We start from the raw sequence: 14,299 nt of genomic DNA on the forward strand, positions 1-14,299 counted from the left end.
TATGCAGATAATAAGGAATTATTTCATTTAGGGAGGAGGTGAATTAAAGGAATATTTCATATCGCTTGAAAAACTTTATAAACATTTTACCCAGCTGTTGTTTTTTTTCAGGAACAACATAACTAGGGCTAATTTCCGTTTGGCTGACAATTTGCTGAATAAGCTTCGATTGATGATAGGATTTCCCACCTGACATTACATGAATGATTTTTACAGGTATGCCAAAGTCAAGTTTAATCACACCATCCGATTGGAGAAGCTCACCTTCAAGAATTTTATGATCCTTTTTATAAGCTGCCTCTAATTCTTTCATCAATTTTTTATAGAAAAATTTATGTTCCTTCTCTTGTTCAAGATGATGCTTTAAGGAAAGAATCGGATTTAGGAGAGCCACTGACCTGAGATGGTCCTTCATTTTCTCCATTAACTTTATTGCCACAAGAGCCCCCATACCTTCTGCTAAAATATGAATCTTGTCATTCAAGATTTCATTGCGAATCACATATTGATATAATCTTTCGGCTAGTTCCACCGCTTCTTCACTGCCCCAATTTCGGCCATACAGATTTGAGGAAAAAATGGTGTACCCAGATTCTTTTAATTGGTTGATAATCGTAAGCTTTCCTTCATTCTGAACCCAGAAGCTTTTGCTTTCATCCACAAAATGCCTTTCATCACCGATTACTAAAATCCCGAAACCTGTAGGCCTTTCAGGGTAATGGATAATATTCCACTCGGTATCCAACTGAAAATTCCGGTTCTCCATCGTTATATCCCCTTTTACATAAACCCTCACCATATTGTATGTTGCTTCACATAAGTTGAAAGGGGGGTTTGCCCAATTAGCAAGGTATTCAACGTATTTTTTAGCCCATAATGGAAAAAGCGAAAATAGCGTTTATTAATTTAATATGCTATGGTAATATTAAACGAGATGAAAAACTTTTAGAGGTGAATTTTTGTGCGATATTTTTGGACTTTTTTCTGGGCATTTTTATTAGCTGAGATGTTAACGTATGTTGTCAGCTCGATGACTGGATCTGCTTTTAATTTTCAACTCGGTGCAATCTTAGGAGTAATCGTAACCATTTTAGTTTATGTTATTTCTGCAGTGATTCCGAACGAACCGGCTCAAAAACATTAAACGGTAGCAAAAGGTCATCCTTCTTTTTAGGATGACCTTTTTTCTTTACGTACTCTATGCTTTATTGAACGGATATTTCTATTTCCCTATTATCACAATCCACAAATACTTTCGAGTGATCGCGTACTTTTCCCGCAATGATCGCCCTAGCCAGCTTTGTCTCAATACTTCTCTGAATATACCGCTTTAATGGTCTTGCTCCAAAAACAGGATCAAACCCATTTTCAGCGATAAACTCTTTTGCCTCATCACTAACAGAAATTTCAATATGTTGATCCTTTAAACGATTCTCTAGTTCATTCATCATTTTCACTACAATCGTTTTGATTTCACTTAATGATAATGGTTTAAACAGAATGGTTTCATCAATTCGATTCAAAAACTCCGGTCTAAAATGAGTTCTTAATTGATTAAATACTTTATCTCTAGTAGTTTCACTTATTTCACTCTCATTTTCACTGCCCTCAAGTAAATACTGTGATCCCAGATTGGATGTCATAATCATGACTGTATTTTTAAAATCTACAGTCCTTCCTTGCGAATCAGTAATTCGCCCGTCATCAAGGGCTTGTAATAAGATATTAAAAACCTCCGGATGTGCTTTTTCAATTTCATCAAGCAAGATGACGGAATAAGGCCTTCTTCGAACAGCTTCCGTCAACTGGCCGCCTTCTTCATACCCCACATAACCAGGAGGTGCACCAATTAGCCTTGAAACAGAAAACTTCTCCATATATTCCGACATATCAATTCGAATGATTTGCTCCTCACTATCAAAGAGAGCCTCAGCTAAGGCTTTGGCTAATTCCGTTTTCCCGACACCGGTTGGGCCTAAAAATAGGAAAGAGCCAATTGGACGGTTTGGATCTTTAATCCCAGCACGAGCACGAAGTACAGCATCTGAAACCAATTGTACTGCCTCATCTTGACCTATGACTCGCTCATGTAATAAGGATTCGAGCTTTAATAGTTTTTCCCTTTCTCCTTCTACCAGTTTTGATAATGGGATTCCTGTCCATCTCGAAACAATATTTGAAATCTCCTCCCCTGTTACCTCTTCCCTTAGAAGCTTATCACTCTTTTCAGCTGCGGTTTCCAACCCCTTTAGTTCCTTTTCGGCTGATGGAATAAGTCCATGGCGAAGTTCTGCAGCTTTGTTTAAATCATAACGGTCCTCTGCCTGCTGAAGTTCACGGCGAAGTTTTTCAATTTGCTCCCGCTTCTCTTGGAGCTTTTGGATGCTTTGCTTTTCAAGAAGCCATTTTGCTTTCATGGCATCTGCCTGTTCCTTAAGTTCCGCTAGCTCTTTTAAAAGAATTTCCAGTCTTTGTTTACTTGCTTCATCCTGTTCCTTTCTTAAAGCAGCCTCTTCAATTTCTAACTGCATGACCCTGCGTGTAACCTCATCCAGTTCTGTTGGCATCGAGTCGATTTCCGTTCGAATCAGTGCACATGCCTCATCTACCAAATCAATCGCCTTATCAGGTAAAAATCGGTCCGTTATATAGCGATCTGATAAGGTTGCGGCTGCAACCAGTGCATGGTCATGGATTTTCACACCATGATGAACCTCAAAACGTTCTTTTAACCCTCTTAATATCGAGATGGTATCTTCCACATCTGGCTCCTGAACAAGAACCTGTTGAAATCTTCTTTCAAGAGCAGGGTCTTTTTCAATATACTTTCGATGTTCATCAAGTGTAGTCGCACCAATACAATGCAGTTCTCCACGTGCTAGCATTGGTTTTAACATATTCCCCGCATCCATTGCTCCTTCCGTTTTACCAGCGCCGACAATTGTATGAATTTCATCAATAAACAAGAGAATTTGTCCTTCACTTTTTTTTACTTCATTTAAAACTGCTTTCAGTCTTTCCTCAAATTCTCCCCTGAATTTTGCACCGGCAATTAAAGCACTCATATCCAATGAGAAAATCGTTTTATCTTTTAGACCTTCAGGAACATCCTTTCTTACAATCCTTTGCGCCAGCCCTTCAACGATCGCCGTTTTTCCTACTCCGGGCTCACCAATTAAAACCGGATTATTTTTCGTTTTTCTTGATAAAATTCGAATAACATTACGAATTTCTGCATCCCTGCCAATTACCGGGTCCATTTTGCCAGCTTTTACCTCCGCTACTAAGTCTCTGCCGTATTTTTTTAAAGCATCGTACCCTGCCTCAGGATTTTGTGAAGTCACTCGTTGGTTCCCCCTTATTTCTTTAATTGCCTCCATAATATCTTCTGGTGTTTTACCTAATGCTTTTATCATTTTTTTTAAGTTGCTTTCATTTGAATAGGCAGCAGCGAGCAATACATGTTCAACTGATAAATATTCATCTGAAAATTTTGAAGCAAAATCATCCGCCTCTGCAAATAGCCTTTGCAGCAATCGCGTGATGAAAAGTTTTCCTTGTTCTGCCCCTCCCCCGGTAACCTGCGGTTTTTTTGCAAGCTCTTGCATAAATTTTTCTTCCACCTGCTGCGGCAACAATCCGATTTTTTCCATTATAGTAACGACCAGACTATCTTCCTGGCTCATTAGTGATATAAATAAATGAGGTTCATCCACCTCTTGATGATGATGTTTTATGGCAATTGTTTGCGCATTGAGTAAACCAGTTTGCAAACGTTCTGTCATTTGATTTAAATCCATACTCCCACCTCATTTGACCTTTTTTGACCTTTAATTATATTATATCCGATTCCTGATTAATTACAAATTTTGCACATGAGAAAAGCCATCCTTTTTGGATGACTTTTTCATTGTTTTATGGTTTCCGCTGATAGGTCCAATGGCGGTTATCATTTGACGTTTCAGGGAATGCATCTCCTGCTTTTAACTTAATCTTTTTGGGATTTACAACATTATCTCCCGTTTCGCCTACCTCAAGATATACTCCATTGTTTGGCGCCTTTTGTCCTGATTTAAATTGGCGATTTTGTCCCATCCAAATCCCTCCTTATCGAGTACAGTATTATTGTTTCCAAATATAACGTAACCATTAGAGGAATTTCCTTCATACACTTTCCATTTTCCGACATTATTTCCCAAGTAATATTCGGCATTTTTTTTAGTTTATGACGATTGTATGAATTTATTCTACAGTTATTGCTAAATTTTCTTTGTAATCAATATAATTATAGTATAAACTTGCGATTCGATTCGCCCCCTTTAAGGTGGTTATGGATATGAAGTCATTAAATGACATTCCCTTTATGCTAGATGAACTTTCAAAATTGTTCCATCATACTCGTAAAATGGAAAAGGGCTCTTTTCTTTTCCAAGAAGGTTCTACGGCCAATGAACTATATATGATCCAAAGCGGAATAGTACAATTAACGAAAATAATCCCTGATGGACGTGAACTTACCTTAAGAATGTGTTCGAGAGGAGAATTGGTTGGAGAACTTGATTTATTTACCCCATCCCCGTCCTATCTATTAAGTTCCCGCGTGGTAGAGAGCGGAGAGGTGGCGGTAATTATGAAGGATGTTCTGGAAGAAAAACTTTCGACAAATCTTCCGCTTTCCTTAGAATTTATGAAATGGATGAGTAAGCAATATCGAAAAACGCAGACAAAATTCCGTGATCTCGTCCTTCACGGTAAAAAAGGTGCATTATATTCTACTCTTATAAGAATTACGAATAGTTATGGAATTAAAACGAGTAACGGAATTTTAATTGAATTACCGTTAACGAATCAGGATCTCGCCAATTTTTGTGGTACATCCCGTGAAGTGGTGAATCGTTTACTTAGCGAACTGCGAAAAAATGGGATTATTTCGGTGAATAAAGGGTCGATTACTGTCCATGACCTTAATTATTTAAAGACTGAAATTGATTGTGAGGATTGTCCGATAGACATATGTAAAATAGACTAAAAAATCGGTCGAGTAGACCGATTTTTTATTTTAGGATCATCAATTGTATAGTCATGACCATAAAAAAGATTGCCGAATTAATGATTTCATAAATACCGATTTGTTTTGGTGATAATGATTTTCCATAAAAAAGAATCGAGCGAATAAGGCTCGGTATATAGGCTATTGCCGTAATCCAAAAACCGGATATGACCCAAACCGCAGGTATTAGGATATGATAAACCCATGATATCCATTTAAAATGCATATTTCGTTTTTCCCGAATCATTGTTTTTACATAAAACGTACAACCGATAAAAAACAAAACAGAGGATAAGAAGAGCAAGACGGAATGAGCCGTTATCACCCCAAGCCCTAGATAACTGGTAGCTAAACCGGCAATGGAAAAAGCAAAAATAGCACTAAAATCATTCATTAAAGCCCGGTCTTTATTCTTCGTTGAAAAAATGGCATTAATGATAAAAAACGGAACCATTAAAAGACCGAAATGAACGATGGAAAGTCGTTTAAGAAGTGGAAACAGCAAGAATAAAATAGCAGGAATCATGTAAAAAAGGGTCCATTTTGTATAAAAAGAAAGCTTCTTCTTTTTAAATAAAAGCAACATCGGATAGGTCCCTAGATATAATAAAATCCAGCCAATAAAAAAGGGAATGTCCTGCCATAAAAATCCCCCATTTATCACTCCTAGCCAAAATGGAATGATGGCCATCGCCCACGCACCATGCTGTTTTGGTAAAAATAGCTTCATTTCATTCACTCCTATTCCCTTGGCTTATCCTAAATATAAGATAGAAGAACCAGAAAATATGTGAAACAAATCACAGATCTACCGAGAAAATTGTGAAAAAAAATTCACTTTTACCCATCGTAAAGCGACGAGGAGGCTCCCCGGAACGCCCACGAACCGCTTGCGCCTGGAGCGGAAATCAACACTTTTGATAAAAGAGAGACAAAAAGAAGGCCTAGGCCTCCTTTTTTATTAGTAATTCTGCAATTTTATTTACAGCTGTTTTATCGTGAATAGAAAAGTGAATCATATCTTCTTGTTGATCTAAAATTGGTTTTATTGTTCCATCCCAATATAGAACAATTTTTACATTTTGCACCATTTCTAACAATGAGAGATCCGCTTTATCTCTTATAATCAAAAGCTTTGGATAATGCTGATATTTATGCCCCTCAATTAAGATGACATCTGGCTGTAAATTTTTTAAAAGTTCAATTTGCTTTTCAAGTGGTGTTACTGTGTTTTCCACTTGAAGCAGCAATCTCCCCTCTCCTTCGACAATGGAAGCAGCTGCTCCAGCATCAATATGCCTAGAAGAATCTTTTCCGGATAATACAGTCGGCTTTCCACCATGGCCATGATGTTTAATCGTAACGGTTTTGCGGTTTCGTAATGTTAAAGCTTCAATAAGCTGAAGAATTAAAGTCGTTTTCCCACTATTTTGAAAGCCAACGATTTGAAAAATAACTGGCGTTACCAAGGCCACTCACTTCCGGTTTGATCTTCTAATATAAGGACATCGACCACATTGCCCGCCTCAAAACCCCTTGTGCCACCAGGCAGCACCATTAAAGAATTTGCACCAGCAAGACTTGTCACGATATTGGACTTATCTGTCCCGCTAGGCGATACTGTCAGCCTGCCTTCATTAATTTGCACAGTGCTTCGAACAAAACGGGTAAATGGATTTGGTTTTGGAAAATTTGCCAGGAGTTCAGCCTTTTCTTTTCTTAGATGCGGTTGAGTTGAAAACAACATCCTACGAATAATCGGCCTCGTAAATAATTCAAAGCCTACATAACAAGCTGAAGGATTTCCCGAGAGACCAAAAAGAATTTTACCTTGAAATTTAGCAACGGTTGTCACACTCCCTGGCCTCATTGCCACCTTATTAAATAAAACCTCGGCTCCCAACTTTTGATAGATTTCCGGAAGATAATCAAAATCACCAACCGACACTCCACCAGTTGTGATGAGTAAATCGACCTTTTCTAAAGCATTTTTCACTGCATTAAAGCATGTATCAAAATCATCAGGAAGCTTGCCATAATAATGAGCTATTCCTCCGGCTCTTTCAATTTGGGCAACAATCATATGGGAATTGCTGTTGCGGATTTTTCCCGGTTCCAACGGTTCATTTACCTCCAAAAGCTCCGTTCCAGTTGCAAATAACCCAATAACAGGTTTTTTTGCGACCGGAACCTCACTATAACCAAAGGTTGCAAGGATGGCTTGTACACCAGGATTAATATATGTACCTTTTTTTACTAGGGTTTCCCCGGCTTTTGTGTCTTCACCTCGAAATGACACATTATCCCCCTTATTAAGCTTGCGCTTAATGGACATAAAAGGTTTACCATTCTTTTCGAAGCTATTTGTCAGCTCAAGCATAACAACTGCATCAGCCCCATTCGGCATCATTGCACCGGTCATAATCCTGACTGCTTGAAATTCATTCACGGTTTGACTGGATACATGTCCTGCTCCAATATGGTCAATGACTTCAAAATCAACAGAGTGGTCAAGCGAGGCATCCTTTGTATCAATTGAACGCACTGCGAAGCCATCATATGGTGACCTGTCAAAGTGCGGGACATCATTCGTGGCATTAATATTTTCCGCTAATATACGACCATAACTCTCTTCAATAGGTACATATTCAGTCACACCAGCTAGTTGGTTTTCCATTATTTTTTTTACCGCATCCCCTACTGGTATCGGATTTCTTCTTTCTAACAAAGCAATCAGCTCCTGCCTTTAATCAGTCAAATTCTTAAGTCATGATAGTCAATTTTATTATAAGACTATCGAAACGGTATGAACATCGCAACTATCAAAGTGACGACATACTTTTATTTTAAACAAAAAATTCATATGAATCGTGTGATTCAGGTCACCTGTTTTTTTTTCGATTTCGATTATGCTTATAGTAAGAAATAAAAAATACTTTTCAATTTTAGGAGGAAACAAAAATGTCCATTCCATTTACTTCAGATACATTAGTTAAAGATATTGTAAACGAATTACCTAAAACAAGTGATGTTTTTAAAAAGAACCGGATTGATTTTTGCTGTGGCGGTAATATACCACTATCTCAAGCTGCTGCACAAAACAACCTAAATATGGACAATTTAATCGAAGAATTAAAAGAGGTTTATGAAAAAAGTGAACCTGCAGATACAGATTTAGAAGTATGGACTAATTCTGATTCCAATACGATTATCGATCATGTTATTGCGGGGTATCACCGTGTTACAGAAGATGAGTTAACACAACTTAGCCCCTATGTGACAAAGGTATCACGTGTACATGGTGACAACCATCCAGAGCTGTTAAAAGTAAATGAACTATTTTATGAATTTAAAAAAGAAATGATTGAACACATGGCAAAAGAAGAAGAAATTGTTTTCCCATTAATTAGACAGCTTGCAAATAATACTGCCCCAAATCGTGAAGAGGCCATTGCAATGATTGTCGAGCTTGAAAAAGAACATGACCATGCCGGGGAAATTTTAAGACAAATTCGCGCGGTAACAGCTGATTTTGAACTTCCACTAGATGCCTGCGGAACTTATCGATTAGTTTACAAGCGGTTGGAGGATCTTGAAGGATTAACCTTCATGCACGTACACCTTGAAAATAACATTTTATTCCCTCGCCATATAGATTAATAAAAAAAACAGCCTGCTTGAAGTGAAAGCAGGCTGTTTTTTATTATCCACCGATATAAGACATTTCAATTTTTTTCCGCTTCTTATTGGATTCAGCCATTCTTTCGTCAGAGTAGCGATCATCGCGGCCATTCCAAATTTCTGAAATCCGCTTAGTAAGTTCCTCGTCCGTCGCACCATTTCTCATGATATTACGAAGGTCATGACCGTTTCCATTAAACAAACAGGTAAATATTTGGCCATTTGCCGATAAGCGTGCACGGGTACAGCTTGAACAAAAAGACTCAGACACGGATGAAATAAACCCAACGTTTACATTCGTATCTTTATAACGGTAAAGTTTAGCCACCTCACCAAAATAAGCTGGGTTCACCGGCTCCAACTCATAATTTTCTTTTAGCATTTCATAAATCTGCTTTTTCGTAATGACATCATCCATTTTCCAGCCGTTCGTTGAGCCGACATCCATAAATTCAATATACCGGAGCTCAAGACCATTTTTCTTGCAAAAATCCGCCATCGGGACAATTTCAGTATCGTTTAGCCCTTTTTTTACTACCATATTGATTTTTACGCCTAATCCTGCTTGTTTTGCTGCTTCGATTCCTTCTAGAACGGGTTTGGTTCCGATATTTCGTCCGTTTATTTTTCCGAACAACTCATCATTCAGGCTGTCAAGGCTGACATTAACCCGTTTAAGTCCCGCCTGTTTTAGTTTTTCAGCAAATTTCTTCAGCATTACACCGTTTGTTGTTAAACCAATATCTTTAAGACCTTCTATTTTAGAGAGTTTACTAACCAAAACAGGTAAGTCTCTTCTTAACAGCGGCTCTCCACCTGTTAATCGAATTTTTTCAACTCCTAATTGAACAAAGATCTTTGCTAGCCGCTCAATTTCTTCATAGGTTAATAAAGCGCTTTTTGGTAAAAAGACAAAATCGGGTCCAAATTGATCGGCTGGCATGCAATACTGGCAGCGGAAATTACAGCGGTCAATTACAGAAATCCGCAGATCATGTAATGGCCGATTAAATTTATCTTTAATAATGGTATTTTCCATTCTAATCAACTCCATTATTTTAAAAAAACCACTCATTTATTTTGTTTTAATGAATCACTTTTTCACTAGTTAACTTACTATTTATCATAACAGAAGATGGATTTGGTACAAACGATTGTTTTTGGAAATATTCATTGCAAAATATTTCAAAACACTTGTCAAAAAAGCGATAATCAGTTTTCACTATATTGTCATTGTTTACTTCTTTTTTTTACAAAAACCTGAGGTAAAATGTTTATAACAATACAAAAATGACCTAGTAAAATATAACTAGTTTTTAACTATAGACGGGGTGAGAACTGAATGATGACGAAAATGAAACCAACCCATTCATTAGAAATAAAAGAATTACTTAAATTCGCTGACCGTAAGTTCAGAAGTGAGAGAGGAAAATTTTTATTCCAAGAAGGAATGGCTGCTGAGGAGCTCTATATCATCCTTTCCGGCAAAATCCAAATTAGTAAAATTACCTCAGATGGACGAGAGCTTTCCTTAAGAATCTGTGGGGAAAATGATATTTGTGGAGAATTGACACTGTTCACGGATAATCCAAAATTTTTACTCAGTGCCAAGGTCCTAGAAGAAGGGGAAATTGTCGCTATTAAAAAAGATGTGATTGAAAGCGAAATTTTCCAAGACAGCAAACTTGCTTATGAATTCATGAAATGGATGAGTGATCATTTCCGCAAAACCCAAACAAAATTTCGTGACCTTGTCTTAAATGGTAAACGCGGTGCACTTTTTTCAACGCTTATTCGAATGTCTAATAGCTATGGTATTCATAAAGACCGTGAAATATTAATTGATTTACCCCTTACAAATCAAGAGCTTGCCAATTTCTGCGGCACCTCCCGTGAAAGTACGAATCGTATTTTAAGTGAATTAAAGAAGGACAATATTATTTCAGTTAAAAAAGGCAAAATTTCGATATTGGATCTTCAATATTTAAAAGATGAAATCGGCTGCGAGAATTGTCCAGCTGTTTATTGCAATATCGAATAGGATGGGAAACCATCCTTTTTTATTTGGATCGGGGAAGCACTCGGGTTGAATTACTTCCCCGAAATTTTTACTGGACTTGCTTATCTCTTAATGCTTTTGGAATGTAAACGCAGAATGGTTCACTTTCAAGATAATCCCCTGTCATCGCATATGCTCTAGATCTTGATCCCCCACAGACATAGCGGAATTCGCATACACCGCATTTTCCTTTAAACGAGTCCGGATCTCGCAATGATTTAAAGATTGGAGACTCACGGTAAATTTCCGCAAGTGGTGTCTCACGGATATTCCCCGCTTTTACAGGTAAAAGTCCACTAGGATAGACATCACCGATATGAGAGATGAACACAAAACCATTTCCGTCATTGACGCCTTTTGGTGCACGTCCTAAGCCGTCTATTGATCCTGTTAGTCCTTTTTCCGTTAGAGCAGTTAAATAGTCAATTTCATCGGTTTGTTGTTTGGCTTCACGCATTTTTTGCTGGATGACCACACGGCGGTAATGCATTGCTTCTGTTGTTTTAATATCAAAGGATACTCGTTTACTTAAATCATAAAGCCATCTTAGAACTCTTTCATGTTCAACTGGAGAGATCATATCTGAAGCCTGGCCTCTTCCGGTCGGGACAAGGAAAAAGACACTCCAAAGTACACAGTTTAAATCCTCGACCATTTTCGCCATTTCATCTAGATATTCAACATTATATTTTGAAATTACCGTATTAATTTGAATCGGCAGTCCTACCTCATGCAAGTAATTTATTCTTTCCATCGTCAAATCAAAGGACCCTGCAGTACCGCGGAAATGGTCGTGGACTTCTGCATTTGGTCCATCAATACTAAATGCCCAGCGGGAAAGACCAACTTCCTTCGCCTTTTGAATGGCTTCCTTCGTAACATTTGGAGTTGCACTTGGTGTCATCGAAACTCGGACGCCTTTTTCGACTGCATATTTAGCAATATCAAAGATATCTTCCCTCATAAGCGGATCTCCGCCTGTAAAGACTAGCATAGGATTATTCATTTCATATATTTGATCAATAAGATTTTTGCCTTCTTCAAAGGTTAATTCACGCGGATCCCTTGCATATTGGGCATCGGCACGGCAATGCAGACACTTTAATTGACAAGCACGTGTAAGTTCCCAGATAACGATAAATGGATCTTTATTAAAATCTCGGCTAATAGCCATGATGAAACGCCTCCTACATCAGCTATTTCAAATCAAACAGCTTTAATAACTGTATTATAAAGTTGTTTATATTTGAAAAATGTGAAGTAACTCACTAAAGAGCGATTAAATATGTCTGTTTTGTGAAGACAAAAAAAACAGCAAGAGTTCGACTCTGCTGTTTAAAAAAACAAAATATTAGCGAATTCCAAGGGCAATTTTAGCATAGCGTGACATCATTTCTTTATTCCATGGCGGATTCCAAACGATATTAACCTCTACATCTTTGATTTCCGGAATATCTGCTAATGATCTTTTCACCTGATCCACAATTGTTCCTGCGAGCGGACATCCCATCGAAGTTAACGTCATCGTAATATCAACTTTGCCTTGATCATCCATTTCCACATTATAAACTAAACCTAAATTAACGATATCAACACCTAATTCAGGATCGACTACTAGCTCAAGGGCACCCATTATATTTTCTTTTAATTCCTCATTCATTATGTTCACTCCTGTTCATTTTCTATTTGCTTTACAAGTATTTTACAAACCAATCAACCGTTGCTAATAAGCCTTCCCTGCTAACCTTATGACCGGCATGTTCATCTGTTATAAAAGCCAACCTTTCAGGGTCTTGGCTATAGCTTGACTTAATGTTTTCATAAAATTGATGCGTTAAGGAATACGGAACAATCGGGTCTTTTTTTCCATGCCAAAACAATAACGGTCTTTGTCCTAGTTTCTCCGGATATAGACTTAAATCATAATCCCTAAGAATCATGAGCTGATCCGCAATTTCTTCCTCAGTAAAAGGAATTTCCATTCCTTGGCTTTTTAAATGGTCAAGCTGCCAGAGAGAAAATTGCTCGTATGCCGGCATCCCCATTAAGCTTACTGCCGCTTTCATCCATGGGAACTGGGTGATTGCACCGAGTGTTATAATTCCACCCATTGAAGTTCCAACAAGGCCGATTCGATTTGGATCAGTCAATCCATGTTGAACGAAATGTTCTTTTAGCGTCTTAAGTTCAGTAATGGTTTTGATGACGATGTTCCAAAATTCGGTTACTAACTCCTTCTCCTCTAATTCTTTCTGACGTTCACCATGGTGGATGGTATCAGGCAAAATCACCCGAAAACCTTTTTCTGCTAATAAATAGGCATAGTGCAGGTTATGTTCCTTTGCACTTGTAATACCATGAATAAAAATAATGGTTGGCAGTGATTCTTGATGTATATCTTTTTTAACAACTTCTAGTGCAGGTATATCCTTAATGTACTCTCTTTCGATGATGACCACTACAGAATCCTCCTGAAGCTATATATAAGTATATCGATAATTTACATGGTATGATGTGAATTTTTTTACAGGTTAGGTATAAAATTGTTAACATAGTATTTATACAAGTTTTAAACCTGCTTCCAATTGTATGTAAGAAAATCACAATTGTAGTGTATCATGTAAACAATCATTTTCCTAAAATAAAGCTTTTATCGCTTCCAAAATAAAAATAGAGAAGGAGTCCATATCCATATGGCAGAAAGACACTTAATTGCGTTAGATCTAGATGGGACATTATTAAAAGACGACAAAACTATTTCATTAAAAACAAAGGATATTTTGAAAAAAGCCCGAGACGCGGGACATATCGTTATGATTGCAACAGGGAGACCGTACCGCTCTAGTGAAATGTATTATCGTGAATTGGACTTGGATACTCCTATTGTTAATTTCAACGGAGCATTTATGCATCATCCACGAAACTCTGGCTGGGGATTATTTCATGAACCATTGGATGTTAAAGTGGCAAAGGAAATTGTTGATGCCTGCAGATCCTTCCAATTTCATAATATTATCGCAGAAGTGATGGATGATGTTTATTTTCATTACCACGATGAAAAGCTTCTTGATATTTTTGGAATGGGCAAACCAAAGGTGACCACCGGGGATTTAAGTAATTTTTTAAAGGATTCACCAACAAGCTTATTAATTCATACAGAAGAGGATGAATTACGGCTAATTCGCCAGCATTTATCTGAAATCCATGCGGAAGTGATTGAACAACGCAGTTGGGCTGCACCATGGCATGTGATTGAAATTATTAAATCGGGTATAAATAAAGCGGTTGGCTTGAAAAAGGCTGCGGATTTTTTCAATATTCCTGCTGAAAGAGTGGTTGCTTTTGGGGACGAGGATAATGACCTTGAAATGATTGAATATGCCGGGCATGGGATTGCGATGGGCAATGCAATCGATCAGTTAAAAAATATTGCAAATGATGTTACCCTTACGAATGAAGAAGATGGTGTTGGGGAATATATAGCTGATTTATTGAATTTAAAATAGTGC

15 protein-coding genes are annotated in these 14,299 nt (G+C 37.6%); 5 read left to right on the forward strand and 10 right to left on the reverse strand.

Going from position 1 to position 14,299, the window contains the following annotated elements; translation table 11 throughout:
• Positions 1 to 43: 43 nt before the first annotated feature.
• Entirely contained in the window at positions 44 to 766 is a 723-nt protein-coding gene (locus ACFQZ9_RS26470) for a lipase family protein (protein WP_198312409.1), read from the reverse strand.
• Positions 767 to 961: 195 nt separating this feature from the next.
• On the opposite strand from ACFQZ9_RS26470, the gene ACFQZ9_RS26475 reads away from it, so the two are divergent.
• Positions 962 to 1,144: a YjzD family protein gene (locus ACFQZ9_RS26475; protein ID WP_198312410.1), complete on the forward strand. Its 183-nt coding sequence runs from the start codon at positions 962 to 964 to the stop codon at positions 1,142 to 1,144.
• A 61-nt stretch (positions 1,145 to 1,205) separates the two neighbouring features.
• Here the strand turns inward: ACFQZ9_RS26475 and clpB are convergent, their stop codons facing one another.
• Positions 1,206 to 3,800, reverse strand: coding sequence for an ATP-dependent Clp protease ATP-binding subunit (gene clpB, locus ACFQZ9_RS26480; protein ID WP_498946379.1), 2,595 nt, complete (start codon positions 3,798 to 3,800; stop codon positions 1,206 to 1,208).
• Positions 3,801 to 3,915: 115 nt separating this feature from the next.
• Complete coding sequence (locus tag ACFQZ9_RS26485) at positions 3,916 to 4,095, reverse strand: YjzC family protein (RefSeq protein WP_198312412.1); 180 nt, start codon at positions 4,093 to 4,095, stop codon at positions 3,916 to 3,918.
• Positions 4,096 to 4,363: 268 nt separating this feature from the next.
• On the opposite strand from ACFQZ9_RS26485, the gene ACFQZ9_RS26490 reads away from it, so the two are divergent.
• Positions 4,364 to 5,029 (forward strand): Crp/Fnr family transcriptional regulator, encoded by a 666-nt coding sequence (locus tag ACFQZ9_RS26490; RefSeq protein WP_498946457.1) that lies wholly within the window; start codon positions 4,364 to 4,366, stop codon positions 5,027 to 5,029.
• 25 nt (positions 5,030 to 5,054) lie between these two features.
• Here the strand turns inward: ACFQZ9_RS26490 and ACFQZ9_RS26495 are convergent, their stop codons facing one another.
• From ACFQZ9_RS26495 to ACFQZ9_RS26505, 3 genes are all read right to left on the reverse strand, one after another.
• A complete protein-coding gene (locus ACFQZ9_RS26495; protein WP_498946381.1) occupies positions 5,055 to 5,780 on the reverse strand; it encodes a YwiC-like family protein in 726 nt (241 codons plus the stop codon).
• A 214-nt stretch (positions 5,781 to 5,994) separates the two neighbouring features.
• Positions 5,995 to 6,525 carry a P-loop NTPase family protein gene (gene mobB, locus ACFQZ9_RS26500; protein WP_498946382.1) on the reverse strand — a complete coding sequence of 177 codons (531 nt, stop codon included), beginning with the start codon at positions 6,523 to 6,525 and terminating at the stop codon, positions 5,995 to 5,997.
• A complete protein-coding gene (locus ACFQZ9_RS26505) occupies positions 6,513 to 7,778 on the reverse strand; it encodes a molybdopterin molybdotransferase MoeA (RefSeq protein WP_198312416.1) in 1,266 nt (421 codons plus the stop codon). The genes mobB and ACFQZ9_RS26505 overlap by 13 nt, the downstream gene beginning before the upstream one ends.
• Positions 7,779 to 8,011: 233 nt before the next feature.
• Between ACFQZ9_RS26505 and ric the strand changes: the two genes are divergently transcribed.
• Positions 8,012 to 8,710 (forward strand): iron-sulfur cluster repair di-iron protein, encoded by a 699-nt coding sequence (ric, locus tag ACFQZ9_RS26510; RefSeq protein ID WP_498946383.1) that lies wholly within the window; start codon positions 8,012 to 8,014, stop codon positions 8,708 to 8,710.
• Between the two features lie 43 nt (positions 8,711 to 8,753).
• On the opposite strand, the gene moaA is transcribed toward ric, so the two are convergent.
• Complete coding sequence (gene moaA, locus ACFQZ9_RS26515) at positions 8,754 to 9,770, reverse strand: GTP 3',8-cyclase MoaA (protein WP_498946384.1); 1,017 nt, start codon at positions 9,768 to 9,770, stop codon at positions 8,754 to 8,756.
• Between the two features lie 303 nt (positions 9,771 to 10,073).
• Here moaA and ACFQZ9_RS26520 point away from each other — a divergent pair, with 303 nt between their 5' ends.
• Positions 10,074 to 10,772: a Crp/Fnr family transcriptional regulator gene (locus ACFQZ9_RS26520; RefSeq protein ID WP_198312419.1), complete on the forward strand. Its 699-nt coding sequence runs from the start codon at positions 10,074 to 10,076 to the stop codon at positions 10,770 to 10,772.
• Between the two features lie 67 nt (positions 10,773 to 10,839).
• Here ACFQZ9_RS26520 and ACFQZ9_RS26525 read toward each other — a convergent pair whose 3' ends face one another.
• The 3 genes from ACFQZ9_RS26525 to ACFQZ9_RS26535 all read right to left on the reverse strand — a co-directional run bounded on the left by ACFQZ9_RS26525 (position 10,840) and on the right by ACFQZ9_RS26535 (position 13,249).
• Positions 10,840 to 11,964 carry a radical SAM/SPASM domain-containing protein gene (locus ACFQZ9_RS26525; protein WP_498946385.1) on the reverse strand — a complete coding sequence of 375 codons (1,125 nt, stop codon included), beginning with the start codon at positions 11,962 to 11,964 and terminating at the stop codon, positions 10,840 to 10,842.
• 177 nt (positions 11,965 to 12,141) lie between these two features.
• Positions 12,142 to 12,450, reverse strand: coding sequence for a metal-sulfur cluster assembly factor (locus ACFQZ9_RS26530; protein ID WP_198312421.1), 309 nt, complete (start codon positions 12,448 to 12,450; stop codon positions 12,142 to 12,144).
• A 31-nt stretch (positions 12,451 to 12,481) separates the two neighbouring features.
• Entirely contained in the window at positions 12,482 to 13,249 is a 768-nt protein-coding gene (locus tag ACFQZ9_RS26535; RefSeq protein WP_498946386.1) for an alpha/beta hydrolase family protein, read from the reverse strand.
• 234 nt (positions 13,250 to 13,483) lie between these two features.
• On the opposite strand from ACFQZ9_RS26535, the gene ACFQZ9_RS26540 reads away from it, so the two are divergent.
• Positions 13,484 to 14,296, forward strand: a complete 813-nt coding sequence (locus ACFQZ9_RS26540; RefSeq protein ID WP_498946387.1) for a Cof-type HAD-IIB family hydrolase — start codon at positions 13,484 to 13,486, stop codon at positions 14,294 to 14,296.
• Positions 14,297 to 14,299 lie beyond the last annotated feature (3 nt).

The organism is Neobacillus sp. GCM10027624, assembly GCF_042675345.1.
Lineage (GTDB): Bacteria > Bacillota > Bacilli > Bacillales > Cytobacillaceae > Neobacillus > Neobacillus cucumis_D.